At 68.8% G+C, this 23,833-nt stretch carries 16 protein-coding genes (1 of these 16 only partly in view); 7 read left to right on the plus strand and 9 right to left on the minus strand.

Going from position 1 to position 23,833, the window contains the following annotated elements; all coding sequences use genetic code 11:
- A protein-coding gene (locus tag K368_RS0100995; protein ID WP_051439986.1) for a M23 family metallopeptidase crosses the window boundary here: on the plus strand, window positions 1-343 show its 3' portion. Its footprint begins 1,691 nt before the window's first position; 343 of the gene's 2,034 nt are visible here — the last part of the coding sequence; the start codon falls outside the window, past its left edge; its stop codon occupies window positions 341-343.
- A 12-nt stretch (window positions 344-355) separates the two neighbouring features.
- On the opposite strand, the gene gluQRS is transcribed toward K368_RS0100995, so the two are convergent.
- From gluQRS to K368_RS0101005, 3 genes are all read right to left on the minus strand, one after another.
- The gene (gene gluQRS / locus K368_RS0101000) at window positions 356-1,222 is read right to left on the minus strand and encodes a tRNA glutamyl-Q(34) synthetase GluQRS (protein WP_027170759.1); all 867 of its coding nucleotides are present in this window, start codon (window positions 1,220-1,222) and stop codon (window positions 356-358) included.
- Complete coding sequence (locus K368_RS25745; protein ID WP_081739473.1) at window positions 1,219-1,479, minus strand: hypothetical protein; 261 nt, start codon at window positions 1,477-1,479, stop codon at window positions 1,219-1,221. The genes gluQRS and K368_RS25745 overlap by 4 nt, the downstream gene beginning before the upstream one ends.
- Before the next feature lie 90 nt (window positions 1,480-1,569).
- The gene (locus K368_RS0101005) at window positions 1,570-3,633 is read right to left on the minus strand and encodes an ATP-binding protein (RefSeq protein ID WP_027170760.1); all 2,064 of its coding nucleotides are present in this window, start codon (window positions 3,631-3,633) and stop codon (window positions 1,570-1,572) included.
- Window positions 3,634-3,951: 318 nt separating this feature from the next.
- On the opposite strand from K368_RS0101005, the gene trpA reads away from it, so the two are divergent.
- The 4 genes from trpA (at window position 3,952) to K368_RS0101025 (ending at window position 8,296) form a co-directional block, all read left to right on the plus strand.
- Window positions 3,952-4,818 carry a tryptophan synthase subunit alpha gene (gene trpA, locus K368_RS0101010; RefSeq protein ID WP_051439711.1) on the plus strand — a complete coding sequence of 289 codons (867 nt, stop codon included), beginning with the start codon at window positions 3,952-3,954 and terminating at the stop codon, window positions 4,816-4,818.
- An 82-nt stretch (window positions 4,819-4,900) separates the two neighbouring features.
- Complete coding sequence (gene accD, locus K368_RS0101015) at window positions 4,901-5,803, plus strand: acetyl-CoA carboxylase, carboxyltransferase subunit beta (protein ID WP_027170762.1); 903 nt, start codon at window positions 4,901-4,903, stop codon at window positions 5,801-5,803.
- Window positions 5,804-5,831: 28 nt separating this feature from the next.
- Window positions 5,832-7,157, plus strand: a complete 1,326-nt coding sequence (locus tag K368_RS0101020; protein WP_027170763.1) for a folylpolyglutamate synthase/dihydrofolate synthase family protein — start codon at window positions 5,832-5,834, stop codon at window positions 7,155-7,157.
- Between the two features lie 317 nt (window positions 7,158-7,474).
- A complete protein-coding gene (locus K368_RS0101025; protein WP_027170764.1) occupies window positions 7,475-8,296 on the plus strand; it encodes a porin family protein in 822 nt (273 codons plus the stop codon).
- Between the two features lie 170 nt (window positions 8,297-8,466).
- Here the strand turns inward: K368_RS0101025 and trxA are convergent, their stop codons facing one another.
- Window positions 8,467-8,787, minus strand: a complete 321-nt coding sequence (gene trxA / locus K368_RS0101030; protein WP_027170765.1) for a thioredoxin — start codon at window positions 8,785-8,787, stop codon at window positions 8,467-8,469.
- 377 nt (window positions 8,788-9,164) lie between these two features.
- Here trxA and K368_RS0101035 point away from each other — a divergent pair, with 377 nt between their 5' ends.
- Window positions 9,165-10,439 carry a PQQ-dependent sugar dehydrogenase gene (locus K368_RS0101035; RefSeq protein ID WP_027170766.1) on the plus strand — a complete coding sequence of 425 codons (1,275 nt, stop codon included), beginning with the start codon at window positions 9,165-9,167 and terminating at the stop codon, window positions 10,437-10,439.
- Here K368_RS0101035 and addA read toward each other — a convergent pair.
- Window positions 10,429-13,899, minus strand: a complete 3,471-nt coding sequence (gene addA, locus K368_RS0101040) for a double-strand break repair helicase AddA (protein WP_027170767.1) — start codon at window positions 13,897-13,899, stop codon at window positions 10,429-10,431. The two genes, K368_RS0101035 and addA, sit on opposite strands and share 11 nt — an antisense overlap.
- Before the next feature lie 102 nt (window positions 13,900-14,001).
- On the opposite strand from addA, the gene dmeF reads away from it, so the two are divergent.
- Window positions 14,002-14,997 (plus strand): CDF family Co(II)/Ni(II) efflux transporter DmeF, encoded by a 996-nt coding sequence (dmeF, locus tag K368_RS0101045; protein ID WP_027170768.1) that lies wholly within the window; start codon window positions 14,002-14,004, stop codon window positions 14,995-14,997.
- Here dmeF and addB read toward each other — a convergent pair whose 3' ends face one another.
- From addB to K368_RS0101065, 4 genes are all read right to left on the minus strand, one after another.
- The gene (gene addB, locus K368_RS0101050; RefSeq protein ID WP_027170769.1) at window positions 14,998-18,117 is read right to left on the minus strand and encodes a double-strand break repair protein AddB; all 3,120 of its coding nucleotides are present in this window, start codon (window positions 18,115-18,117) and stop codon (window positions 14,998-15,000) included.
- A 23-nt stretch (window positions 18,118-18,140) separates the two neighbouring features.
- A complete protein-coding gene (locus K368_RS0101055) occupies window positions 18,141-18,884 on the minus strand; it encodes a nucleotidyltransferase family protein (protein WP_027170770.1) in 744 nt (247 codons plus the stop codon).
- 205 nt (window positions 18,885-19,089) lie between these two features.
- Window positions 19,090-20,694, minus strand: a complete 1,605-nt coding sequence (gene tsaE / locus K368_RS0101060; protein WP_027170771.1) for a tRNA (adenosine(37)-N6)-threonylcarbamoyltransferase complex ATPase subunit type 1 TsaE — start codon at window positions 20,692-20,694, stop codon at window positions 19,090-19,092.
- 288 nt (window positions 20,695-20,982) lie between these two features.
- Complete coding sequence (locus tag K368_RS0101065) at window positions 20,983-23,550, minus strand: PAS domain-containing sensor histidine kinase (RefSeq protein ID WP_027170772.1); 2,568 nt, start codon at window positions 23,548-23,550, stop codon at window positions 20,983-20,985.
- Between the last annotated feature and the right edge of the window lie 283 nt (window positions 23,551-23,833).

Here is a 23,833-nt window from a genome sequence, read left to right on the forward strand (position 1 = left end):
CGGCTATGGCCGCCGGGTCGAACTGCAGCACATCAACGGCTACGTCACCACCTACAACCACATGTCGCGCTTTGCCCGAGGGGTGACGGCGGGGGCCAAGGTGCGCCAGGGCCAGGTGATCGGCTATGTCGGTTCCACCGGCCTCTCCACCGGCGCGCACCTGCATTACGAGGTCGTCATCAACGGCCATTTCGTCGACCCGATGAAGATCCGCGTGCCGCGCGGACGCGAACTCGACGGGCGGATGCTCACCGAATTCACGCGCCAGCGCGAGCAGATCGAGACCACGCTGCAGAAATCCCGAACCGGGGTCGCCATGGCCCAGCGCGACGCTCCGCGCTGAACTTCCCTCCCCTCACCCGAACCCGAGCCGGCGGCGGATCTCCGCCGGGGTGACGCCCCGCGCTCGCAGATCGCCGAGGGATTCCGAACCGCGCGATTTGGCGAGCTTCGTCCCGTCGGGACCGAGGATCAGGGCGTGGTGATGATAGACCGGGCCGTCGAAGCCGAGCAGCGCCTGCAGAAGGATGTGCAGGTCGGTGGAGGCCATGAGGTCCGCTCCGCGAACCACGTGGCTGATCCCCTGGGCGGCATCGTCGATCACCACGGACAGGTGATAGCTCGTGGGCACGTCGCGGCGCGCGATCAGCACATCACCCCAGCGGGCGGGATCGGCGACATGGCTCGTTTCCAAGCCATCGGCATCGAGGCAGCGGAAGCGATGCGGGCCAGAGACTAGGGCGAGGGCGTGGGCCGTATCGAGCCGCCAGCCATGCGGCAGGCCGGCCGCGAGGCGTGACGCCCGCTCATCGTGGGAAAGGACGCGGCACGTGCCGGGATACAGGGGCGCCCCGTCCGGATCGCGAGGCGGCTCCGGCCCGGCGGCCGCGACCACGGCGGCACGGGAACAGAAGCAGGGATAGACGTGGCCGCGCGAGCGGAGTGCGTCGATGGCATCGCGATAGGTCGAGAGATGCTCGGACTGGCGCCGCACGGAACCGCTGAACCCGATCCCGAGCCAGGCGAGATCGTCCTCGATGGCGGCGATCAGGTCCGGGCGCGAACGCACCGGATCGATATCCTCGATCCGCAGGACGAGGTCACCGCCGAGCCGTGCGGCGAACATCTCGTTCACCAGGGCGGAATAGGCGTGTCCGAGATGAAGGCGCCCGTTTGGGCTCGGCGCGAAGCGAAGGCGGACCGAAGCGGACGATCCGGTCATTCCCCGGAATGGCGCTGGCAAAGCTCTGCTTTGGGAACGCAGGCGATGCCCGGCATGGAGCAGGCTATCCCATCCCCGTAGCGTCGGCAGATCGTACAGCCGTCGCTCCATTCGGCGCAGGACGCATCGGCTGCCGGAGAACCGCGTCCTGAACGCCCGTGCGAGGAGGGGGCGAAGGTGCCGATCAGGACGGTGGCCACCACGAGGGCCGCTACGGCCCAGGCCACGAGACCGTCCCGGTTCTGCGACGTCGGCACGGGTGCCGGGGCATCCGATAGTGGCGGGGTTGGTGCATGCATGAGCCCGTGTTCGCTCGCTCGCCGCGCCCTGTCAACGCGAATTGCCCCTCAGGCCGCGGCGACGGAACGGCGTTCGAGGAGAGCAGGCAAGGCCTTGAGGTCGAGGGGTTTTGCCAGGAATTCGTCGAACCCGGCCTCCCGCGCGGCCAACTCGTCCTCGCGACCGGTATTGGCTGTGAGCGCCACCAGTCTGAGCGGCGCGCGAGCGTGCTCGGCCTCGCTGGCACGCAGGCGCCGCGCCGTTTCCAGGCCGTCGATTCCCGGCATGCGGATGTCGATGAGGGCGAGGTCGAACCGGGATGCGGGATGGTCGAGCCGAGCCAGCGCCTCGGATCCGTCCCGCGCCAGAACCACCGTCGCGCCGAGCCGCTCCAGAGCCCTGGTGGCCAGAAGGGCGTTGATCGGGTTGTCCTCGGCAAGGAGCACATGGACGCTCGGCACCGCGCGAGGGCTGCCCTTGGCCGGCGAGACCTCGCCGTTTCCGGGCACCGGCTTTGCCGCGGGGCCGGGCGTTTCCACCGAGGAGGTCGGCGCCAGCAGCCTGTCGAACAGGGAGCGTGCTCGGACCGGCTTGATCAGGTAGCTGTCGAAGCCAGCCGCCCCCGGCGCACCGAACTCACGTCGATCGAAGGGGGACAGCAGGATGAGGCTGCAGCGCACGCCGCGTCGCCTCGCTTCCGCAGCGAGCCTGCGCACGCTCTCGTCGCCGAGGGCGCGATCGGCGATCACCGCATCGAAGGACACGCCCGACAGCGTATCGAGCCCGGTCTCGACAGTCGGCACCACCACTGCCGACGCGCCGGACCGGGACAGGCGCCGGGCGAGGAACGGGGCCTGATAGGGGGAATCGGCGACGATCAGGATCTTGCGGCCCTGCAAGGACACGGTCGGCACGGTGTTCTCCGGCTCTGCGCCGACCGGCAGGGGCAAGTGGATCGTGAAGGTGCTGCCGCGGCCGACGACGGAGTGCGCATCGATGCGTCCCCCCATCCGCGAAGCGAGACGCCGGCTGATGGCGAGGCCGAGACCGGTTCCCTCGTGGCGGGTGCTGGCGCTGTTGTCGCCCTGCTCGAACTCCTCGAACAGGATCGGGATACGCGCTGCGGGGATACCCGCTCCCGTATCCGAGACCGCCAGGACGATCTCCTGCGCGATCCACCGTATCGACACGCCGACCCCGCCCTGGTTGGTGAACTTGATCGCGTTGCCCGCCAGATTGACCACGATCTGCCGGATACGGTCCGCATCGCCGATGAATTCGCCCGGCACGTCGTCGGCCACGTCGATGGCGATCTCGATGCCCTTGTCCTGGGCGCGGGGCGCCAGGAGTTCGACCACGCCCTCCACCACCGCCCGGAGATCGAAGGGTTCCGCCGACAGGTCGAGACGTCCCGCCTCGATCCGCGAAAAATCGAGGATGCCGTCGATGAGTGTCAGCAGGGCCCGGCCCGAGGTGTGCACCGCCTCCACATAGGTCCGCTGCTCGGCATCGAGGCCGGTCTCGAGGACGAGGTCGGCCATGCCGAGAATGCCGTTCAACGGCGTGCGGAATTCGTGGCTGACGGTGGCGAGGAAGCGCGACTTCGCGACGTTGGCCGCCTCGGCGCGGTGAAGCGCCTCGTCAAGGGAGCGGGCGGATTCGATCCGCTCGGTGATGTCCGAGCCCGCCCGCAGCCATTGCGTGCGCCCTCCGGGACCGGTGACCCGCGTCTCGATGAAGGAGAACCAGCGCGGAATGCCGTCGACGGGGCGCACTTGCATCTCCACACGGCTGACGCCGTCGGATTGCTGCTGCCGAAGTCCCTGGTCCAGGATTTCGAGGTCCACCGTCGAACCGACTAACGTCAACGGCTCGACCCCGAGGAGACGCCCGAATCCATCGTTGGCGAAGGTGATGCGACATTGCGCGTCCCGCTGGACGATGACGTCGGTAGTCGCTTCCACGAGCGCGCGGTAGCGCTCCTCGCTCTCGGACATCCGCCAGATACTGTCCTGGAGACGTTCGACTTCGGACGGGTCGCCGGTCGGCCGTCGCAGGCCTCGGGCGAGCAGGCTCGCCGTGGCCAGGATCGCGAACAGGACGAGGGCGAGGGTGACCTCCAGGGTGATCATCGACCTCTCCGTGGGGCGGCACGAGTGGATCGCCGCATGGCGTCGCGCCGCGCGGCGCGACGATGCCGCCGAGGTTCCTCCTCCCACTCCATTCCTATCTCTTGCATGTGAGATTGAAGGACGGCTTTCGAAAGGAGCTTAAGGCTTCCTTGCCGCGGCGGAGGACATCCCTCGCCCCGCATCGGCGACGTCATGGTCATAGCCGATGCCGGCCTGCCTGGCGCGCCGCGCTTCACGGGCAGGCCGCGATGGTGTAGGCGCGACGGCTTGTACCTGGGCCGCCCCTCCCCTGAGGCTAGGCCGCGAGACGCAGGCACCATGACCCTTTCTCCGTCAGAGACCTCTTCGCAGCCGGACAGCGCCGGTTCCACGGGGACACGCATCGAAGCGACCTTCGCCCGCTGCCGCGCGGAGAAGCGCGCCGCCCTCGTGACCTACGTCATGGCCGGCGACCCCGATGCCGAGACCTCCCTCAAGGTGCTCCGGGCGTTGCCGCAGGCCGGCGCCGACATCGTCGAGTTCGGCCTACCCTTCACCGACCCGATGGCGGACGGGCCGGCGATCCAGGCGGCGGCGCTTCGCGCCCTCGCGGGCGGCCAGGATCTGGTCAAGACCCTCGGCCTCGTCCGGCGTTTCCGGGAGGACAATTCCGGAACCCCGGTCATCCTGATGGGATACTACAACCCGATCCATGCCTACGGCGTCGACCGGTTCCTCGACGACGCCGTCGCGGCGGGGATCGACGGGCTGATCGTCGTCGATCTTCCGCCGGAGGAGGACGACGAACTCTGCCTGCCGGCCCTCGCCAAGGGCCTGGCCTTCATTCGGCTGGCAACGCCCACCACCGACGAGCGCCGCCTTCCCGCCGTCCTCGCGAATACGGCCGGCTTCGTCTATTATGTGTCGATCAACGGTATCACCGGCACGGCGACGCCCGATTTCGGCCGTGTGGCCGAGGCGGTGGGCCGTATCCGCAGTCATACGGAGCTGCCCGTGGTGGTCGGCTTCGGCGTCAGGACGGGCGCCCAGGCCGCCGCGATCGCCAAGGGCGCGGACGGCGTGGTCGTCGGCTCCGCGCTCGTGGATGTGATCCACCGGGCGGTGGTGGACGGCCGGGACGCAGCCGAGGCGGTGAGCGCCCTGGTACGCGAACTGGCCGAGGGCGTGCGCGGCCGGACCGTCTGACAGAGCCACGCCGGAACGATCCGTCCGCGAGCCGGTCCCCGGCTCATCCGAGACCCCTTCCCTCAAGAACGGTCAGTCGACGATGGTTGAACCCATGAACTGGATCTCGGAGGTCGTGCGCCCCAGGATCAAGACCCTGTTCAAGCGCGAGACCCCCGAGAACCTGTGGGTCAAATGCCCCGATAGCGGGCAGATGGTGTTCCACAAGGAGGTGGAGGGGAACCACTGGGTCATCCCGGGGTCCGAGCACCATCTGAAGATGAGCGCGCAGGCGCGCCTGAAGATGATGTTCGACGAGGGCACCTGGATCGACGTGCCCCTGCCGGAGGTGGCCGCCGACCCGCTCAAGTTTCGCGACGAGAAGCGCTACGCCGACCGCCTGAAGGACGCCCGCGCCAAGACCGGGATGCCCGATGCCTTCAAGATCGGCTTCGGCCGGGTCTCGGGTCTGCCGATGACGCTTGCGGTGCAGGATTTCGCCTTCATGGCCGGCTCGCTCGGCATGGCGGCGGGCGAGGCCTTCGTGCGCGGCGCCGAGACGGCGCTGGACAAGCGCACGCCCTACATTCTGTTCTCGGCCTCCGGCGGCGCGCGCATGCAGGAGGGTATCCTGTCGCTCATGCAGATGCCGCGCACGACGGTGGCCGTGCGCCGGCTGAAGGCGGCGAAGCTTCCCTACATCGTGGTGCTCACCAACCCGACCACGGGCGGCGTCACCGCGTCCTACGCCATGCTCGGCGATGTCCATCTCGCCGAGCCCGGCGCCCTGATCTGCTTTGCAGGGCCGCGCGTCATCGAACAGACGATCCGCGAGAAACTGCCCGACGGGTTCCAGCGCGCCGAGTATCTGCAGGAACACGGAATGGTCGATCAGGTCGTGCACCGGCATGCCCTGAAGGACACGATCTCACGACTCTGCGGCCTGCTGATGAACCAGCCTGCGGCGACACCGGCCCGCGCGGGCGCGGTTGCCGAGCCGGCCTGAGCCCCCACGCGATACGGCGAGCCGATCCATGGATTCCTCCGACGCGCTGATGGCCCGCTTCCTGGCCCTCCATCCCCGAACGATCGACCTGTCGCTGGGCCGGATCGAGCGCCTGCTCGAACGTCTCGGTCACCCGGAGCGCAAGCTGCCGCCGGTCATTCATGTGGCCGGCACCAACGGCAAGGGCTCGACCATCGCCTTCATGCGGGCGATTCTCGAAGCCGGCGGCCTCTCCGCGCATGTCTACACCTCGCCCCATCTCGTGCGCTTCCACGAGCGTATCCGCATCGGCGCGGTGGGCGGCGGCAGCTATGTGCCGGAGGACCAGCTCGCCGACGCCCTCGCCCGCTGCGAGGCATCCAATGCCGGCGAGCCGATCACGGTGTTCGAGATCACCACCGCCGCGGCCTTCCTGCTGTTCTCGGAAACTCCGGCCGACGTGCTCCTGCTCGAAGTGGGGCTCGGCGGCCGGGTCGATGCCACCAACGTGATCGACAATCCCGCGGCCGCCGTCGTCACGCCGATCGGGCGCGACCATGCGGAATATCTCGGCGATACCGTCGAAGCGGTGGCGACCGAGAAAGCGGGCATCTTCAAGCGCGGTTGCCCGGCGATCATCGCCGCCCAGGATTACAAGGAGGCGGATTCGGTGCTCTGCCGCTTCGCCGAGGAGATCGGAGCGACACCGATCCGGGTGGGTAACCAGGATTTCTCGGTCCATGCCGAGCGTGGCCGGATCGTCTACCAGGACGAACTCGACCTGTTCGACCTGCCCCAGCCCCGCCTCAACGGACGGCATCAGTTCACCAACGCGGCCACTGCCATCGCGGCCCTGCGCGCGGCCGGTTTCGGCGATATCGGAGTGGAGGCCATCGAGGCCGGCCTCAACAAGGTCGAGTGGCCGGGCCGCCTGCAGCGGCTCACCCGCGGCCGCCTGTCTGACATGGCACCGGATGGTGCGGAGCTCTGGCTCGATGGCGGCCACAACATCGATGGCGGCCGCATTCTCGCGACCGCGATGGCGGATCTCGGCGAGCGTAGCGACGTACCGCTGATCCTGGTGGTGGGCCTTCTCGGCACGAAGGATGCGGAAGGTTTCCTGCGCAACTTCGTCGGACTGGCGCGCAACCTGATCGCGGTCCCGATCGGCGGTCAGATGGCGGCGCGGCCGGCCGAGGAGGTCGCGCAGATCGCCGCCGATGTCGGACTCACCGCCTATGTGGCCTCCAGCGTCGAGGCCGCCTTGGAAAGCCTCTCCGACCTCGCCTTCGAGCGGCCGCCGCGTATCCTGATCTGTGGCTCGCTCTATCTCGCGGGCAACGTCCTGACCGCCAACGGTACGCCTCCGACCTGATCGCTTCGGGTGAGAGGCGGTCCAATCGCGGAAGGAGAGTGAGTCTGCTGGACGAATCCTCGCCCGAGGCGAACGTGGTTAATGCATCGTTTGTCTTGGACAACCATGCCGGAGAGGAGTCTCCGGCATGGGACCGGCGTGACGGAGACAGTTTCCTTGCCTATGGTCCGGGGCTGACACACCGCGACAATCCCCGCTTTTCACCGAACCGGCCACACTTGTGGCATCGGATATCGGGTGTGGCTCCTGCGCTACATCTCGTCTGCCCGAAATCGACTAGTTTGATCGTGGATCGGGCAAATCGCTGGGGATCAACGATGAAAAAGCTTCTCACCTCTTTCGCGGCCTTCACGGCCCTCACGGCAGCGGCCACCGCCGCTGACCTTCCGCGTCGCGCTGCGCCGCCGGTCTTCGTGCCGGTGCCGGTGTTCACCTGGACGGGCGCCTACTTCGGTATCAACGCCGGCTACGGCTTCGATGCCGGCAGCAACAGCGACCGCTACGTTCTTCCGGGCGGTTCGGTGCTGAACTCGTTCACCCGTGACACGCTGGTTCTCACGACCAACAACAACAACAACCTCGAAGGCTTCGTCGGCGGTGGTCAGGTCGGCTACAACTACCAGTTCACCCCGGGTTCGGGCCTGGTCGTTGGTCTCGAGGCCGACGCTCAGTACACGGATTTCGGCAACAAGAGCCGTCTCGTGAATGGTAGCATCACCGATGGTGTCGACACCGTTGGCGTCCGGGTTCGCGTTCCCGGCAACGAGATGAACTTCTTCGGTACGGTTCGTGGCCGCGTCGGTTACGCCTTCGACCGCGTTCTGTTCTACGGCACCGGCGGCTTCGCCTATGGCGACGGCGGCACCGGCCGCGACGATTTCCGCACCGGCTACACGGCTGGTGGCGGCATCGAGTACGCCATGCCCGTCGACTCGTTCCTGAACTTCTTCCGCTCGTCGGCTGTGACGCTGAAGGTCGAAGGTCTTTACGTGAACCTCGAGAACAAGGGTAACACCACCGAGCGCTCGGTGCTGAACCCGGCCAACGGCGTCCTCTCGCTCAGCCGCTCGGTCACCGCTCGTGAGAGCGAGTTCGCCGTCGTCCGCGCTGGTCTGAACTACAAGTTCGGCTCGTACTAAGCCGATACGTCGCAACGTCGACACAGGTCTCGAAACGGAGAAGCCCGGCCTCATGGCCGGGTTTTTTCGTTTCCAAACCAGGATCCGCACAGGCAGGTGCGCACCACCGCACATAAAAAAAGCCCGGCCTTCCGAGGCCGGGCTTTTTCACGATGGTCTATCGGGAGCGTTCAGGCGCTGGCCTGGATCCAGCGGGAGAGATCGCCCTTCGGAGCCGCGCCGACCTTCTGGCTGGCGAGTTCACCGCCCTTGAAGATCAACAGGGTCGGAATCGAGCGGATACCGTACTTGGCGGCAATCCCGGGATTCTCGTCCACGTTGACCTTGGCGATCTTCACGCGACCCTGCATGTCGGCCGAGATCTCTTCGAGGGCCGGGCCGATCTGACGGCAAGGGCCGCACCATTCCGCCCAGAAATCCACGACCACGGGCTCGGCGGACTGGAGGACGTCCTGCTCGAAGCTCGCATCGGTCACTTTTACCGTCGCCATCACGATCCCTTTCAATTGCACGGTCGGCGCGACGATGCCTGCGCCGGCTTGAGAGCGAGAGTTGGCGACGTGAGCCGGGACGGTCAAGGCGTAAGATGCGAAGGGCGGGACAGCCGTTCGATTCTCGCATACATCGTCCACCGCTCTTCGGCGAGCCGACCCGGCGGCCTGTCCCGTGCATGATTCCTGTTGCCCCTCGCCAAAGCCGTCGCGTCGCCCCATCTCCCACCGTGACCGGCGACCATCGAGGCGAGCGTCCCAGCACGCATGCCCATGAAGAGCCGGTGCCAAACGGGCCACGTCGCCATCCGGCGATCGCGCCCCGAAACAGGCCGAGAGCCGGTCTCCTCGACGCCGGCCATGGAGGATATCACCACGTGACGCGCATCACTCCGACCTTGCTTGCCTCCTTCGCCGCCCTGAGTCTCGGCACCGGTGCGTTTGCTCAGGATGGCAATACCGGAACGCCTCAACCGCGGATCGGAGGCGAGTCCTTCGCAGCTCCCCAGAACGAGGCCACGGGCGGAGAGCCGGCCGAAACGGCGCCCGCCAACACCACCTACAAACCCCTGCTGCCCAACCAGACCCGCGCGCCGAAGCCCCTCGAAGCCACCAAGGTCCAGAGCACCGTCGTCGCCAAGGGCCTCGACAGCCCCTGGGCCATGGAGTTCCTTCCGGATAGCCGCATGCTCGTCACCGAGAAGGGCGGAAAGTTGCGCATCGTCGCCAAGGACGGCACGGTCGGCCAGCCCATCGCCGGCGTCCCGAAGGTGGATGCGCGAGGCCAGGGCGGTCTGCTCGACGTGGCCCTGAGCCCGAGCTTCGTCGCCGACCGCCTGATCTACTTCAGCTACTCCGAGCCGCGCGACAAGGGTAACGGCACGACGGTCGCCCGCGCCAAGCTGATCGAGGAGAAGGATGGCGGCCGTCTCGACGAGGTGAAGGTCATCTTCCGCCAGACGCCGTCCTATGAGGGCGACAAGCATTTCGGCTCCCGCCTCGTCTTCGCGCCGGACGGCAAGCTGTTCGTCACCGTCGGCGAACGCTCGGACAAGGGACCGCGCGTTCAGGCCCAGGACCTCACCAGCGGCCTCGGCAAGGTCTTCCGCATCGACACGGACGGCAATCCGCCGAAGGACAACCCGTTCACGGGTGGCGAGAAGGCCAAGCCCGAAATCTGGTCCTACGGCCACCGAAACATCCAGTCCGCCGCCCTCGATGGCCAGGGGCGCCTCTGGACCGTCGAGCATGGGCCGCGCGGCGGCGACGAACTCAATCGCCCCCGGCCGGGATTGAACTACGGCTGGCCGGAAGTGACCTACGGCATCGAGTATACCGGCGAGAAGATCGGCGAGGGAAAGACCCAGGCGGGCGGTACGGTCCAGCCGGTCTATTACTGGGATCCGGTGATCGGCCCGTCCGGCATGGCGCTCTATACCGGCACGCTGTTCCCTGCCTGGAAGGACGCGTTTCTCGTCGGCGGACTCGTGAGCGGCGGCATCGTCGCGCTGAAGCTCGACGGCGACAAGGTGGTCACGGAGGAGCGCATCCCCCTCGATCACCGTATCCGCGACGTGAGGGTCGGCACCGATGGAGCGGTCTATGCGGTGACGGACGGCCCGGACGGACAGATCATCAAGCTCACCCCGTAACGGCGGTGTGAGCCGGGCGGGCGGAGAGTGAGGCGAGCGCCGACGCAATGTCGGCCTCGCCGAGACGGCGGATGACCGGACCGGACGTCCAGACCAGCATCGCCTCGACGCTGCGCCCCGGATAGATGTCGCGCAGAAGCGCCACGTAGAGAGCGATCTGCGCGACCTCGTCCTCTGGGATGGGAGAGCGATCGGATGGCGGCCGGCTCGTCTTGAAATCCGCCACGACGATCCGTTCGGGACGGATGCTCAGGCGATCGACTCGTCCGAACACCGGTCGCGACGCGCCGCCGACGCCGACATGACCGGAGATCGTGACCTCGGCCCTCGCATCGCCGTCGAAGAGCCCGGCGAGGGCGGGATCGTTCACGAGTTTCAGAACATCCGAAACCAGCCGATCCTGTTCCGCCGCGGGAAGGGACGGCGCCCGCGCCTTGACGAAGGCGGAGGCCGCGCTCGGCCGCTGATGGGGATCGAGGCGCGGAAGATGCTCGATCAGCGAGTGGATCAGGATGCCGCGACGGCGCGCCTGCGGATTGGCCTGCCGCCTCGGCACCGCACGCTGTCCATCCGCGGCGCCGAGCGCACCGGAGGGACTGACCGGCGGCGCAGCCTCGACCTCCGACCCCGCCGATTGCCTCAACCATCCGGGGATCGACGATGCGGCGTCGGCGGCGGGGGAGGACGCGGCGGCAACGGATCGTATGGGTCCGTCCCGCCACAGCAGTGCCGGACCATAAGCGGCCTCGAAGGATTCGCCCGGCCCGAACGCTTGTTCCAACCCCTTCCGGACCATCTCGCACCAGGCGGTCTCGCCCTGCTCCTCATGGCCGCGATAAGGCGCGACGGTGAGGCGATCGGCGGCGCGGGTGAGCGCCACGTAAAGAAGACGGTTGTGCTCCTCGCGGGCACGGGCCTGATGCGCCTCGCGGGCGGCGGCGACGGCTCGCGTATCCTGGGTCTTCGACCCGGCCCAGACCGGCGGTATCGCCTCGTCGCGTCCCCCCGGCATGGCAAGCAGGTGCGGATCGTTGCGCCCGAGGGGCTCGCAGCCGTCGATCATGACGACGACGGGGGCTTCCAGCCCCTTGGCGCCATGAATCGTCATCACCCGAACCTCGTCGCGGCCGGATTCGAGGTCGCGCTTGACGGTGAGGCCGTTCGCGCCCCGTCCCGGAGCGATGTCGTAGCGGCTGAGAAAACCGTCGAGGGACGGAGCCTCGGAGGCCTGCTCGGCCTCGGCGGCCTTCATGAGGAACACGTCGATGGCGTCCCCCGCCTCGCCACCGAGGCGGGAGACCAGCCGCATCCGCCCCTCATGCGGCCCGAGCAGGCTCGCATAGAACCCGAAAGGCCCATGCCGGGCCGCCAGATCTGACCACAGGGTGAGGGCCTCATGCCCGCGCAACGCCGCCGGGTCGCCCGCCGCCGCATGGCGCGCCAGGGCATCCTCCAGGGTCTCGCTCTCGTCGCGCCGGGCGGAGATGCGGACGAGGTCGTCATCGTCGAGCCCGACGAGGGGCGTCTTCAGGGCGCCGGCCAGGGTGAGATCGTCGGCGGGCAGCAAGCCGGCGCGGCCGATGGAGACGAGGTCGTTCACCGCGATATGGGCGGTGATGTCCAGCCGATCCTGGCCCGCCACGGGGACGCCGCAGACCTTCAGGGCGCGGATCACCTCCTCGAACGCGGCGGAGCGCTTGCGTACCAGGATGAGCACGTCGCCGGGACGCCACACGCGCCCGCCTTCGTCGCCGGTGGTGGTCCAGGTCTTCACCGCCCGCGCGACGCGCCGCGCCGTCACGATGGAGGGCGCGTTGGCCTCCGGTGCATCCACCGGCGCCGCCCAGGCGTCGGGCTCCTCCTCCTGTGCCGGAACCTCGATGGGCCAGATTTCGACCACGCCCGGTGCGTCCCGCCGGGCCGTCTCGTGCGTCGTGCCCACGGCCACGTCGTCGAAGGAGAGGCCCTGGTAATGCTCGGGCACGGCGAAGGTGGCGTCTACCGCGCGGAGGATGCCCTTCGTCGAGCGGAACGACACGTTCAGCGTCACGTCCTCGAAGGCCAGCCCGGCCTGCTTCGAGGCCGCGCGCCATTCGCGATGCACGGTCTCGAACTCGCGCGGCTCGGCCCCCTGGAAACTGTAGATCGACTGCTTCGGGTCTCCCACGGCGAAGCGCGTGCGCAGCCCCTCGCGAGCGCCCTCGCCGCTGGCGAAATCGGCCGTGATGCGGCGCAGGATGTCCCATTGGCGCGGGTTCGTGTCCTGCGCCTCGTCCACGAGGACGTGATCGATGCCGCGGTCGAGCTTGTACAGCACCCAGGCGGCGTCCACCCGCGAAAGCAGATCGAGGGCCTTGTGGATCAGGTCGTCGAAATCGAGGGCCCCGAGGCGCGCCTTCTGACGCTCGACCCGCCGGTGGATCTCGGCGACGAGGACGAACAGGGCCCGCGTCCGCTCCAGGGCCTTGGCCGCGCGCAAGGTGTCGAACAGGGGATCGAGCCGGTCGCGTTCGGAGAGGAGCGCCTCCTTCACCTCCCCCGGCACGTCCTTGGTTCCGAGACTCCTGTCCGCCTTCGGCGTGCCCTTCTCGGTGAAGAACACAGACCGGTAGAGGTCGAGCCGGGCCGAGGCATCGCGGGTCGCCTCCGCCGCGACCAACCTGTCGGCAAGCCCCTCATCGGTGGATTTTCCCGTGCGAAGGCGCTCGGCGAGGCCGCTCCAATCGTCAAGGCCCCCGGTGAGGATACGGTCGAGGACCGTATCGGCCGTCTCGCCGGCTGAGAGGCCGAGGGAGCGGGACAGGGCGGCGAGGGGGCCGGAGAGACCGTCCGTCCCGTCGAAGGTCGACTGCGCCCGCATGGCCGCGCGCAGGATCGCGCGGAGCGTATCCCCCGTGGCCTCCGGACCGACCCGGTCCCAGGCGGAGCGCAGATCGGGGTTCCGACCGGTCATCGCCAGGGCGAGGACCCGGTCGGTCTCGGCTGAGAACAGGTCGGCGGCCTGATTCTCGTCGAGCACCTGGAAGCGGGCGGGCACGTTGGCCTCGAACGGGAACATGTGCAGGAGCCGCTCGCAGAGGGCGTGCAGGGTCTCGATCTTGAGGCCGCCCGGCGTTTCCACGGCACGGGCGAACAGACGCCGCGCCGCCTTCAGGGTCCGGCGCGCCGGAGCCTCGCCGGTCAGTTCGGTGAGTTCGGCGGTGAGCGCGCCATCGTCCAGAGTGACCCAGCGGCCCAGCGTCCGGAAGACCCGGATCGACATGTTGGCGGCGGCCGCCTTGGTGAAGGTGAGGCAGAGGATGCGGGCGGGGGGCGCCCCGTTCAGCAGCAGGCGCACCACCCGGTCGGTGAGGACCTTCGTCTTTCCCGCCCCCGCATTGGCGGAGACCCAGGCCGAGGCCAGGGGATCGGCGGCGCGGCGCTGGCTCGCCTTGGTGAGATCGTCGACGACGAAGGGCAACCTGTCTGCTCCGGGCTTGGCTCCCACTCTCCATAGAGAAGGATGATCGCCTCGCCAAAGCGCCCTATCTTCGGCCTGACGATTCCCTCAGGACGCCCCGTCATGCACAGCCACAGCATCGAGACCTGGCAGCATCGCCACGACTTCCTCGGACATGCGCATGAGCGCAACGAGCGCCGGACCGTCCTCGTCGTCGGTTTGACCCTGGCGATGATGGTCGCCGAGATCGTCGGCGGGACGATCTTCGGCTCGATGGCCCTCACCGCCGACGGATGGCACATGTCCACCCATGCGGCCGCCCTCGGCATCGCGGCCCTGGCCTACCGATTCGCCCGGCTGCATGCCGACAACCCGCGCTTCGCCTTCGGAACCGCCAAGCTCGGCGATCTCGCGGCCTTCGCCAGCGCCATCATCCTCGCCATGATCGCGCTCGCCATCGGCTATGAAAGCATCCTGCGCCTCACCAGCCCGCAGGGCATCGCCTTCGGCGAAGCCCTGCCGATCGCGATCCTCGGCCTCCTCGTGAACCTCGCCAGCGCCTGGCTGCTCCACGGAGACGGGCACGACCATGCCCATCACCATGGTCACGACCACGATCACGGCCACGATCACGGCCACGCCCGTCACGAAGGGCACGGCCACGGCGATCATGGGGACACCAACCTACGGGCGGCCTATGTCCACGTCCTGGCCGATGCGCTGACATCGGTGCTGGCCATCGCCGCCCTGCTGGCGGGCCGCTATCTCGGCATCGCCTGGCTCGATCCGGCCATGGGATTGGTAGGTGCGGCGGTGATCGTCGCCTGGTCCTGGACCCTGATCCGCTCGGCCGGCGCGACGCTGCTCGATGCGGTTCCGGATCGCAATCTCGCCCACTCCGTGCGGACCCGGCTGGAGAGGAACGGCGACAGGATCACCGATCTCCACCTCTGGCGCCTCGGCCCCGGCCATACCGGGCTGATCGTCTCCCTCGTGTCCGACCACCCGCAGGCACCGGCGACGTACAAGGCGAAGCTCGCCGATCTGGAAGGGCTCTCGCACGTTACCGTGGAGGCGAACCAATGCCCGAACCATGTGCGGGCGCACGGCGCGGCCTGATTACCCCTCGCCCTCCCCGGCCAGCGACCATTCCAGCACGCGGGCGAGGTGGTCGTAGTCGCCGTAGGACTTGGCGAATTTCGGGTAGGGACGGGAGACGTAGGCCGCGTCGCCGGCCATGAAGCGGGCGACGAGGCCGCGGAAGCGTCGCTCGTGCTCCTCGACGATGGCGTCCAGGGTACGCGGGTCGCCGCGCGGCGGCTTGACCGGAAGAGGCGTGAACGGGTTCCGCCCGCCGGTGGCATGGACGTAGAGCAGGTCGGGCGTCGCTTCGGTGCGCGGAACGCCCTCGAAGGCGCCCGCCTTCAGCATCGCCGCCTCCAGGGTGAGCTGGGGCGAGAAGCCGGCGAAGACCTCCTTGTTGCTGGGCGGCTGGCCGGTCTTGTAGTCGACGATGCAGGCGGTCCCGTCGCGGCGCAACTCGATCCGGTCGGCCCGCCCGCGCAGGGTGAAGATCTCCTTGCCCATGGGCAGGGCCCACCGGCCCGACATCTCCGGCCGCACCCGCATGAGGGCGGGACGACGCTCGGCCTCCCAATCCAGGTATTCGACGGCGATGCGGCCGTAGCGCGGCCACCACTCGGCATAGAGTTCGGGAAAGGTGTCCGCGATATCGGCGAATTCCGCCTGCGCCAGGGCGTTCAGGCGTTCAACGGCATCGCCGGGCAGGATCTCGGGATGGGCCTCGGCGAAATCGCCGAGGATCGCATGGATCAGCGTCCCCCGCTCGCTGGCGCCGGGCCGCCCGGCAACGGGCTCCAGGGGATCGAGCCCGAGCACGTGGCGGGCGAAGATGACGTAGGGATCGCGCACCAGGGTCTCGACCTCGGTGACGCTCAAGGTCCGCGGAAACAGGGCCGGATCGGGCTTCGGCTTCGGCTGGGTCAGGCGCGCCGGCACCGGGCCGATGCCTCGGTCGAGAGCGGAGACGTAATCGAGGAAGCGCCGCCCCCTCTCGCGGGCGCGGTCCCAGCAGGCCTCGCCGGCAAAAGCCTGGAGGCGCTGGAGAAAGCGCGAGGGCACCGTGGGTGCGCCCTCACGTTTGGCCGAGCGGGTGATGACGGCATCGTGGCAGCCGAGCGCCTGGACGAAATCGTGGGCGCTCTGTCCGATCCGCCGCTCGGGGGGATTGAGGCCGATGCGTTCGCGCATGGGGCGGTTGAGGAAAGCGTCGGTCACCGTCTTCATCGGCCACACGCCCTCGTCGAGGCCGCCGAGCACGATGCGGTCGGCATCAAGCAACCGGGCTTCGAGGAGGCCGAGGATCCGCAGGCGGGGATGGGGGCGCTCGCCGCTGCAGGTCACCACCCGCTCGCGGGCGAGCGCCGTGAAGAAGGCCGGGTAGTCGAGGGGCAGTCCCGGCAACAGACCCGGTTCCGAGGTGGAGAGGTCGTCGAACAGGGTGTCGAGGACACAGATCGAGTTGTCCTCCAGCGGCCCGTCTGCCTCGGCAGGGGCGATCAGCCGCTCGAAGACCGCGGCATGGCTGCGCCCCAGGGCGACGAGATCGACCCTTCCACCCTCCTCCGACCGAAGGAACCCGTCGAAAGCCTGTTCCAGGCCGTCGACGATCCGGGCCGCCAGATCCCAATCGATATCGGTGAGGCGGCGCTGGGCGCGGGGGATGCGTCCCGTCGCCTTCCGCCGGTCGGCGAGGGCCCGGCGCAATCCCTCGAAGCCGGGAGCGGGTGCCGGCCCGCGAAGGGCCCCGATTTCCAGGGCCGCCGCCCCACGCCGGATCTCGTCGCGCGTCATGCCGAGATGCACGAGCGGATGGGCGAGGAGGGCGATCACGCGATGCGGCTGCAAGTCCGCCGCCATCTCGGCCGCCATGCGCGCCAGACGCCCGGCCGGACTGACGGAGAGCGCCTCGCCGGCGGAATCCTCGGCGACGATCCCCCAGCGCGCGAGTTCGGCCGCCACCCGTATGGCGAGGTTCCGGTCGGGGGTGACGAGAGCGGCCGTGGCGCCTGGAGTCTCCAGGGTCTCGCGCAGGGCGATGGCGGCCGCCAGGGCCTCCTCCCGCTCGTCGGCGGCTTCGATCACCGCGATGCCCGCCATTCCCGTATCGGCGATGTCGCGGCGCGCATCGGGCGATAGCTCCGACCAGGCATCGGTGGTCTCGGCCGGGCGCAGAGCCTGCGACAGCAGCGCCGTCCGCGCCCGGTCGCGAGGCGTCGGCTGCCCCAGGGCCGTGATCGCTCCGCGACCGAGATCGAGACAGCCGGGGCCGAGAAGCCGATGCAGGATAGCCTGGGGATGGCCGTGGGCGATCTCGCGATCCGCCCCCTCCCCCGCCTCGATGGCGTCCCAACCGGCCTCGTCGAGGTCGGTATCGAGGCCCGGCAGCACCACCGCTCCCCTCGGCAGGGTGGCGACGGCCGCGATCAGCTTTGCGGTCGCGGGTACCGACCCGGTGGAACCGGCGATGATGACCGGGTCGCCGGGCTTGTCACGGAGCAGCCGTGTCGCCTCCGCGAGGATGAGCGTGCGCGAGCGGGCCACCGGGTCGCTCAAGGCGCGGTCATGCAGGATCTTGGGCCAGTTCTCGGCGGCGATGCGAACGAAATCGAGGGTGAGGCCGAAGTAATGCGAGTACTCGGCCTCCACCGCGCTGGCGATCTCGGTCCAGGCCACGCCCTCCACGGTGAGGGCATCCATCAGCTTCTCGAGATCGGAGGCGAGATAGACGGCGTCCGCCGGCGAGGAGGGAACGAGGAAGGGCACGTCGTCGCCCATGGGAAGGAGCTTGCGGTCGACGGTCTCGGCCCAGGCCTGGACGAGGCGGGCGAGGATCAACCGGCGCTCCAGGGGCGGCATCGCCGGGGCGAGCAGGTCGGAGCCGTTCTCGATCAGGGGATTGGCGGCGACGTCGAGTTCGGCCTCGTCCGCCTCGCCCAGGGGGATCAGGCGCGGCAGGAGCGCGCTGCCGAGCCGCTCGGCCAGGATCGCGGACAGGGCCCGCGTCGCGCGCCGCGTCGGCAGATAGAGGGTGACGCTGGCCAGGGCGAAAGGATCACCGGCGACATCCCCGACGAGATGGCCGGAGATCAGCGCGTCGGCGAGGGTCGGCAGGAAGGAGGCGCCGGGGGGGATCGTGAAGACGCGAGACTCCGTCATGTCGTCGTTCCGATCCTGACGTGTCACTGCACCTGCACGCTCGCCTTCACCCGCGCCTCGGCGGCCTCGATCGCCTCCGGGGTGCCGACATGGAGCCATTGGCCGTCGAGGCGCAAGCCGAACAGCCGTTCCCGCTCAATGGCGCGGTCGAACAGCAGATTGAGGGAGAACGAGCCGTCGGGCGTATCCGCGAACAGCTCCGGTTTGAGGATGGCGACCCCGGCATAGATGAAGGGTGCCACCTCGCGCTCGCTCCGGCGCTGGAGGGCGCCGCCGGCATTCATGACGAAATCACCCTTGCCCTCGTAGCCGAGACTCGTCGCCGTGGGCGCGACGAGGAGCAGAATGTCCATCCGCTCCGGCTCCCAGGTCTCGATGAGACGGCCGAGATTGGGCTGGGGCCCTTCGAGCCAGAACGAATCCGAGTTGAGGACGACGAAGGGGTCCGGGCCCAGAAGCGGCAGGGCCTTCTTCACGCCGCCTCCGGTTTCGAGGAGGACGTCGCGCTCATCGGAGATCCGGATCGCCGGCGCCGTCCTGCGGCGCGCCAGATGACCTTCGAGCAGGTCGGCGAGGTAATGGACGTTGACCACCGCCTGCCCGATTCCGGCTTCCGCCGCCCTGTCCAGGGCATGGTCGAGCAGGGCCCGGCCGGCCACTTCCACCAGGGGTTTGGGCACGGTCGCCGTGATCGGCCGCATGCGTTTGCCGAGGCCCGCCGCGAGGACGAAGGCGTGCTGAATGGCGGATACGGGGCTGTCGGACATTCCGTCGGCGTCTCGGGGGCGAGGGCTAGGGCATCGGTGCGGCGGCATCGTGGGGAACTCGCTCCTCGGGTCAAGCCCGAAAGCGCGGCCCCGCAGGGCAATCGCTCGAAGCGCTTGCCCTGGCTTTCTCGCTGGCCTCAGTCGCCGGCGCCCGCCTCCGCGGGCTCAGGCTTTCGCTCCGCCCGGCGGTCTGACGGGAGCCGCCTCAGGCCTCGCCCTCCTCCGGTGCCTCCTTGGCCACGAGATGCGGCAGATGTTCCTCGTGCCACAGGCGAATGCGGGTGAGCGCCGGATGGGCGAGGTTGCGGGCGAGATAGCCCTCGATCCGCGGCAGATGCCCGAGGTAGGCCGGCTTGCCGTCCCGCTTGTCGAGTCGGGCGAAGATGCCGAGGATCTTGGTGGCGCGCTGTGCGGCCATCACCGCATAGGCCCGCGCGAAGCCCTGCATGTCGAAATCCGGCTCGCGACTGCGCCGTTCACGCACATAGAGGCCGAGCAGGCGCAGTTCGAACTCGGCCGTGGCGTCGACGCGGGCATCCTGCAGCAGGGAGGCGAGATCGTAGGCGGGGTGACCGAGCACCGCGTCCTGGAAGTCGATCACGCCGATGCGCTCCAGCCCCTCGCGGTCGGGCATCCAGATCAGGTTCGGCGAATGATAGTCGCGCAGGGTCCAGGTCGGACGTTCCGGCTCGACCCCGCGCAACACCTCGGCCCAGAGCGCCACGAATTCGGAGCGGGCGGGTGCGGGCAGCGAGGCGCCGATCACCGACGGGCAGTACCAGTCCGGCAGGAGCTCGGTCTCGAACAGCAGGGCTTCGAGATCGTAGGGCGGCAGGACGTGGTCGACCCCATCGGCGACGGGGAGAACCCCGGGGAGTTCGGTGGCGTGGAGCTTGGCCAGCAGCCGCACGGCCTCGGCATAGCGCTCGGGGCGAGGGCCATTGGCATCCACCACCGGTTCCGAGCCGAGATCCTCGATGATGAGCAGGCCCTCGTCGAGATCCTCGCCGTAGATGCGGGGCGCCGAGAAGCCGAGGGCACGAAGGCCGCGGTCGACGCCGACGAAGGCGTGGACGCTTTCGGCGAGCTTGACGATGGCGCTGTAGGGCTTGCCGTTGCGCACCGGCGGCCCGTCCGGCCGGGCCGGGGAGATCATCAGCACGGCCCTGGTCCCGTCCGGTTTCACCAGACGCTCGTAGGCGCGCGAGGACGCATCGCCCTGCATCAGGATGCGTTCCGCCTCGTCCCAGCCGCTGCGGTCGAGGAGGGCCCGCAGGGCGCGGGCGCGCTGCATGCGGGCGCGCATCCCGCCCTGGCCGTCGATGCGGGCAAAACGCGAGCCCTCGCCGAATTCCGGCCTCAGCGACAGATCCACGGACAGGATCGGACCATCACGCGAGCCGAGGCGCTCCGGCCATTCCACGAGGGTGATCGCGGTCTCGGTCATCTCGTCGAAACCGAGTTCCACCAGCTCGTCCGGCCCGCGCAATCGGTACAGGTCGGCATGGACGATCTGTCGGCCGTTCTTGCCTTCGTAGGGCTGGATCAGGGTGAAGGTCGGGCTCGGAACTTCGAGCTCGGGCTCGCCCGTGAGTTCGCGGATCAACGCCCGCGCAAGAGTCGTCTTGCCGCCGCCGAGCCCGCCGGACAGAGCGACGATGTCGCCCGGCAGCAGGAACTCCGCGAGAAAGCGGCCGAGGTCCTCCGTGGCGCCTTCGTCGGGAAGGACGAAGGCCCAGGCGGGTTTGGTCTCGCGCCGGGGCTCGCCCGAACCGTCCTCACTCACCGCCACATCCTCCGTCCGCGCCATTTGCACTGCGGCCTCGAAGCCCGGCCACGGAATGGCCGAGACGTGAGGCACGCCGCTCATCTAACGCAAGCACCCTTAATCAAAGTCGCCATCCACCCCAAGGGGTGCCGCATGTCCGGGCCAGCGGCCCCGAGCGGGCCGACATCGTTTTCACGGGATGGATCAGGGGCGATGACGTCGCCGGGCAAAGTCAGGGGCCTGCCGACGCCGGAATGGACCTTGACGACGGGGAACGGTCCGCGACGGGCGCTTCGTCGCCGGCACCGCGATACCCGTCGATCGGCAGCGTCATTCCGCCGCCGCGCGTTTCGCCTCCGCGACGTTCACGGGAAACGTGCAGGTCACGCGGGTGCCGGCCCCAGGTTTGGATGAGAGTTCCACCCGGCCGCCATGGAGCTCCACGAAGGAGCGCACGATGGAGAGGCCGAGGCCGACGCCGCGATGGCGGGTTCCCAGGGTGCGGCTCTCGAAACGGTCGAACACCCGGGCGGCGACCTCTTCCGGCATCCCGCGCCCCTCGTCGCGGACGGTCAGGGTGAGCTCCGACTCCGTCCGGTGGGCCGTGACGCGAACCACCTGACCGGGTGAGGAAAAGCCGACGGCGTTGGAGAGCAGGTTGAACAGGATCTGGCGCACGCGCTTTCCGTCGGCGACGAAACTGCCGATGTCGGCGGGCATGTCGAGATCGAGGCCGATGGCGGATTCGGCCAGACGGTCCTCCAGGCCGCGGGCGGCCGCCTCCACCGTCGCCCGAACGTCGATGACCTCGCGGGCGAGTTCGAGGGAACCGGCATCGATCGAGGCGAGATCGAGAATGTCGTTGATCATCACGAGGAGCGCCCCCGAAGAGCGCATGATGTGATCGGAATATTCGCGCTGGCGCTCGTTGAGCGCCCCCACGCTCTCGTCGCCGAGAAGCTGGGTGAAGCCGATGATGTTGGTGAGCGGCGAGCGCAGTTCGTAGGAGACGTGGTGGACGAAGGTGTCGCGCAGCTGCGAGGCCCGTTCCAGGGCGTCGTTCTTGTCCGTCAGCGCCCGCTCCACGTTCACGCTGGCGGTGACGTCGATGAGGGTGAGCAGCGTCGCCCCCTCCGGCAGGGGCTGGGCGGCGCAATCGAGCACCGTTCCGTCCACGATCTCCAGGCGGCAGGTGAGGCCGGCCCGGCTCTCCAGCCCGGTGATGGCGCCGCGGATGTCGAGCCAGGGCTCCTCGTCCGGCGCCAACTTGCGGCAGGCCTCGATCACCGTGTCGACGCGGGGACGCTCATTGAGGGTCTCGTCCTCCAGCCGCCACAGGGTCGCGAAGGCGCGGTTGGCGAAGGTCAGGCGGCCATCGGCGCCGAACACGGCGACGGGTTCCTTGAGGGTGTCCAGGGTCTCGGCCTGCACCCGCATCAGGGCGTTGTAGCGGGATTCGAGCTTCACGTTCTCGGAGACGTCGTCGAACAGGTAGGTCAGGCCGCCCTGGGGATTGGGATCGGCGACGACACGCAGCGACCGCCCATCCGGCGGATGCCACCAGGTCTCACTGGCTTCCACGGCGCGGTAGGCGGCGAGCACGTCGGATTTCCACGCCTTGAAGTCGGCCTGCTCGGGAAGCTTCCGGGCGGCACGCAGATGATCGAGGATCTCGCCGTCCAGGGGGCCGGAATCGAGGAAGCCCTGGTCGAGGCTCCAGAGCTGGCGATAGGCGGCGTTGTGGAAGATCAGCCGCTGGCGCGCGTCGAACATCGCCACGGCGGTGGGAAGCTGATCGAGGGTGCGGACGTTGGCGTCCATCTGGCGCTGCAGGTCGGCGCGGACGCTCTCCAGTTCCGAGACGTCCACGGCGATGCCCACGCGACCGGATTCGATGACGGCTTCGGTGACGTCGAGGATGCGCCGACCGCCGGCCACCACCGCCGACAGGCGCTTTGCCGCCCTGCCCCCGGACGCCGTCCGATCACCGTCGCTACGGGCGATGAGGTCCCGCGCCTGACGATCGAGGAGTTCGATCCCGTCGGCGATGGCCGTCTCGCGGCTTCCGGCTTCGACGGCGGCGACATAGGCCGTGTTGACCCAGGCCAGGCTGCCATCGCGGTTCCGGCGCCAGACCGGTTGGGGAATCGCGTCGAGGAGGCTTGCGAGGGCGGACAGGCCGCGCTTGGTCTCGTCGAGGGTCTCGCGCAATTCGGCGAGTTCGCGATGCTCCTCGGTGGTCTCGCGCAAGCGCAGCAGGGCCCGTCCGGCCAAGGGCTGCCCGTGCGCGTCGATGATCCGCCCCGATTGGGCCCGCACCGTCATGCGGAACCCGGCGCCGCGTTCGCGCAACGCATCGAGCGAGGCTTCGATCGCGCCCGCATCCGCCGGCACCAGCCAGGTTCCGAAGGCGAGGATGAGCCCCGCCGGGCCGGGTTTCACGCGGTTGCCGTCGAAGGCGAGGCTGAGATCGCCTTCGATGATGGCCTCGCCGCGCCCCGACCATGTGACGATGACCTGCCGCTCGGAGCTGAGCAGCATCTCGGCCCGGTCCTCGGAGCCGCGCAGGGTATCCAGATCGGCGATGAGGGCGCGCTCGCGCCGCGTCCATCGTCCGCGCTCGCGCAGATGCAGCAAGGACAGGATCGTAGCGAAGACCGTGAGACCGATGAGGATCGCGAGGCCGGTGGCGTTGTGCATATGCAGCGGCAGGCCGAACCCCCACGACGATGGGTCGCCGGCATAGCCGGAGCCGAGCGTCGCGGCGGTCGGCACCGGCGCGATCGCTCCATCGGCGGAGGCAGCCGTGGCATGTCTCACCATCGCGATGCCTGCCGCGACAGAGACGACGGCAGCGCCGACACGCCCGTATAGGCGTGCCGTTTCATCGACCCTCATGACACGTACCGCCCCTACGAATCGTCGCTGAGGCGCAACTGCGCCCTACCCGCGACACGCCTCGAAAGGCGGCTGCGGGGTTACCTCCACATGAGGAATCACCCCACACTAGCGCGAGCCGGAATCCTGCCGGAAGAGGGTTAAGCTTAAGTTCACCATGTTGCCGATCGGTTGCCCGGGCATCGGCGCAGAAAGGACACACTGGCGGCGCCGACGCGACACGGACCCCGTGACGAAAAAAGCCCGGCGAGACGCCGGGCCTTTCTCATCGCGTATTCGGGAG

The sequence above is a fragment of the Methylobacterium sp. 10 genome, from assembly GCF_000519085.1.
Classification (GTDB): Bacteria; Pseudomonadota; Alphaproteobacteria; order Rhizobiales; family Beijerinckiaceae; genus Methylobacterium.

Excerpts from the sequence above, each read along its gene's own strand:
- gluQRS (WP_027170759.1), bottom strand. The coding sequence starts at position 1,222 with ATGACCGGATCGTCCGCTTCGGTCCGCCTTCGCTTCGCGCCGAGCCCA.
- K368_RS0101005 (WP_027170760.1), bottom strand. The coding sequence starts at position 3,633 with ATGATCACCCTGGAGGTCACCCTCGCCCTCGTCCTGTTCGCGATCCTG.
- trpA (WP_051439711.1), top strand. The coding sequence starts at position 3,952 with ATGACCCTTTCTCCGTCAGAGACCTCTTCGCAGCCGGACAGCGCCGGT.
- accD (WP_027170762.1), top strand. The coding sequence starts at position 4,901 with ATGGTTGAACCCATGAACTGGATCTCGGAGGTCGTGCGCCCCAGGATC.
- K368_RS0101020 (WP_027170763.1), top strand. The coding sequence starts at position 5,832 with ATGGATTCCTCCGACGCGCTGATGGCCCGCTTCCTGGCCCTCCATCCC.
- K368_RS0101025 (WP_027170764.1), top strand. The coding sequence starts at position 7,475 with ATGAAAAAGCTTCTCACCTCTTTCGCGGCCTTCACGGCCCTCACGGCA.
- trxA (WP_027170765.1), bottom strand. The coding sequence starts at position 8,787 with ATGGCGACGGTAAAAGTGACCGATGCGAGCTTCGAGCAGGACGTCCTC.
- dmeF (WP_027170768.1), top strand. The coding sequence starts at position 14,002 with ATGCACAGCCACAGCATCGAGACCTGGCAGCATCGCCACGACTTCCTC.
- addB (WP_027170769.1), bottom strand. The coding sequence starts at position 18,117 with ATGACGGAGTCTCGCGTCTTCACGATCCCCCCCGGCGCCTCCTTCCTG.
- K368_RS0101055 (WP_027170770.1), bottom strand. The coding sequence starts at position 18,884 with ATGTCCGACAGCCCCGTATCCGCCATTCAGCACGCCTTCGTCCTCGCG.
- tsaE (WP_027170771.1), bottom strand. The coding sequence starts at position 20,694 with ATGGCGCGGACGGAGGATGTGGCGGTGAGTGAGGACGGTTCGGGCGAG.
- K368_RS0101065 (WP_027170772.1), bottom strand. The coding sequence starts at position 23,550 with ATGAGGGTCGATGAAACGGCACGCCTATACGGGCGTGTCGGCGCTGCC.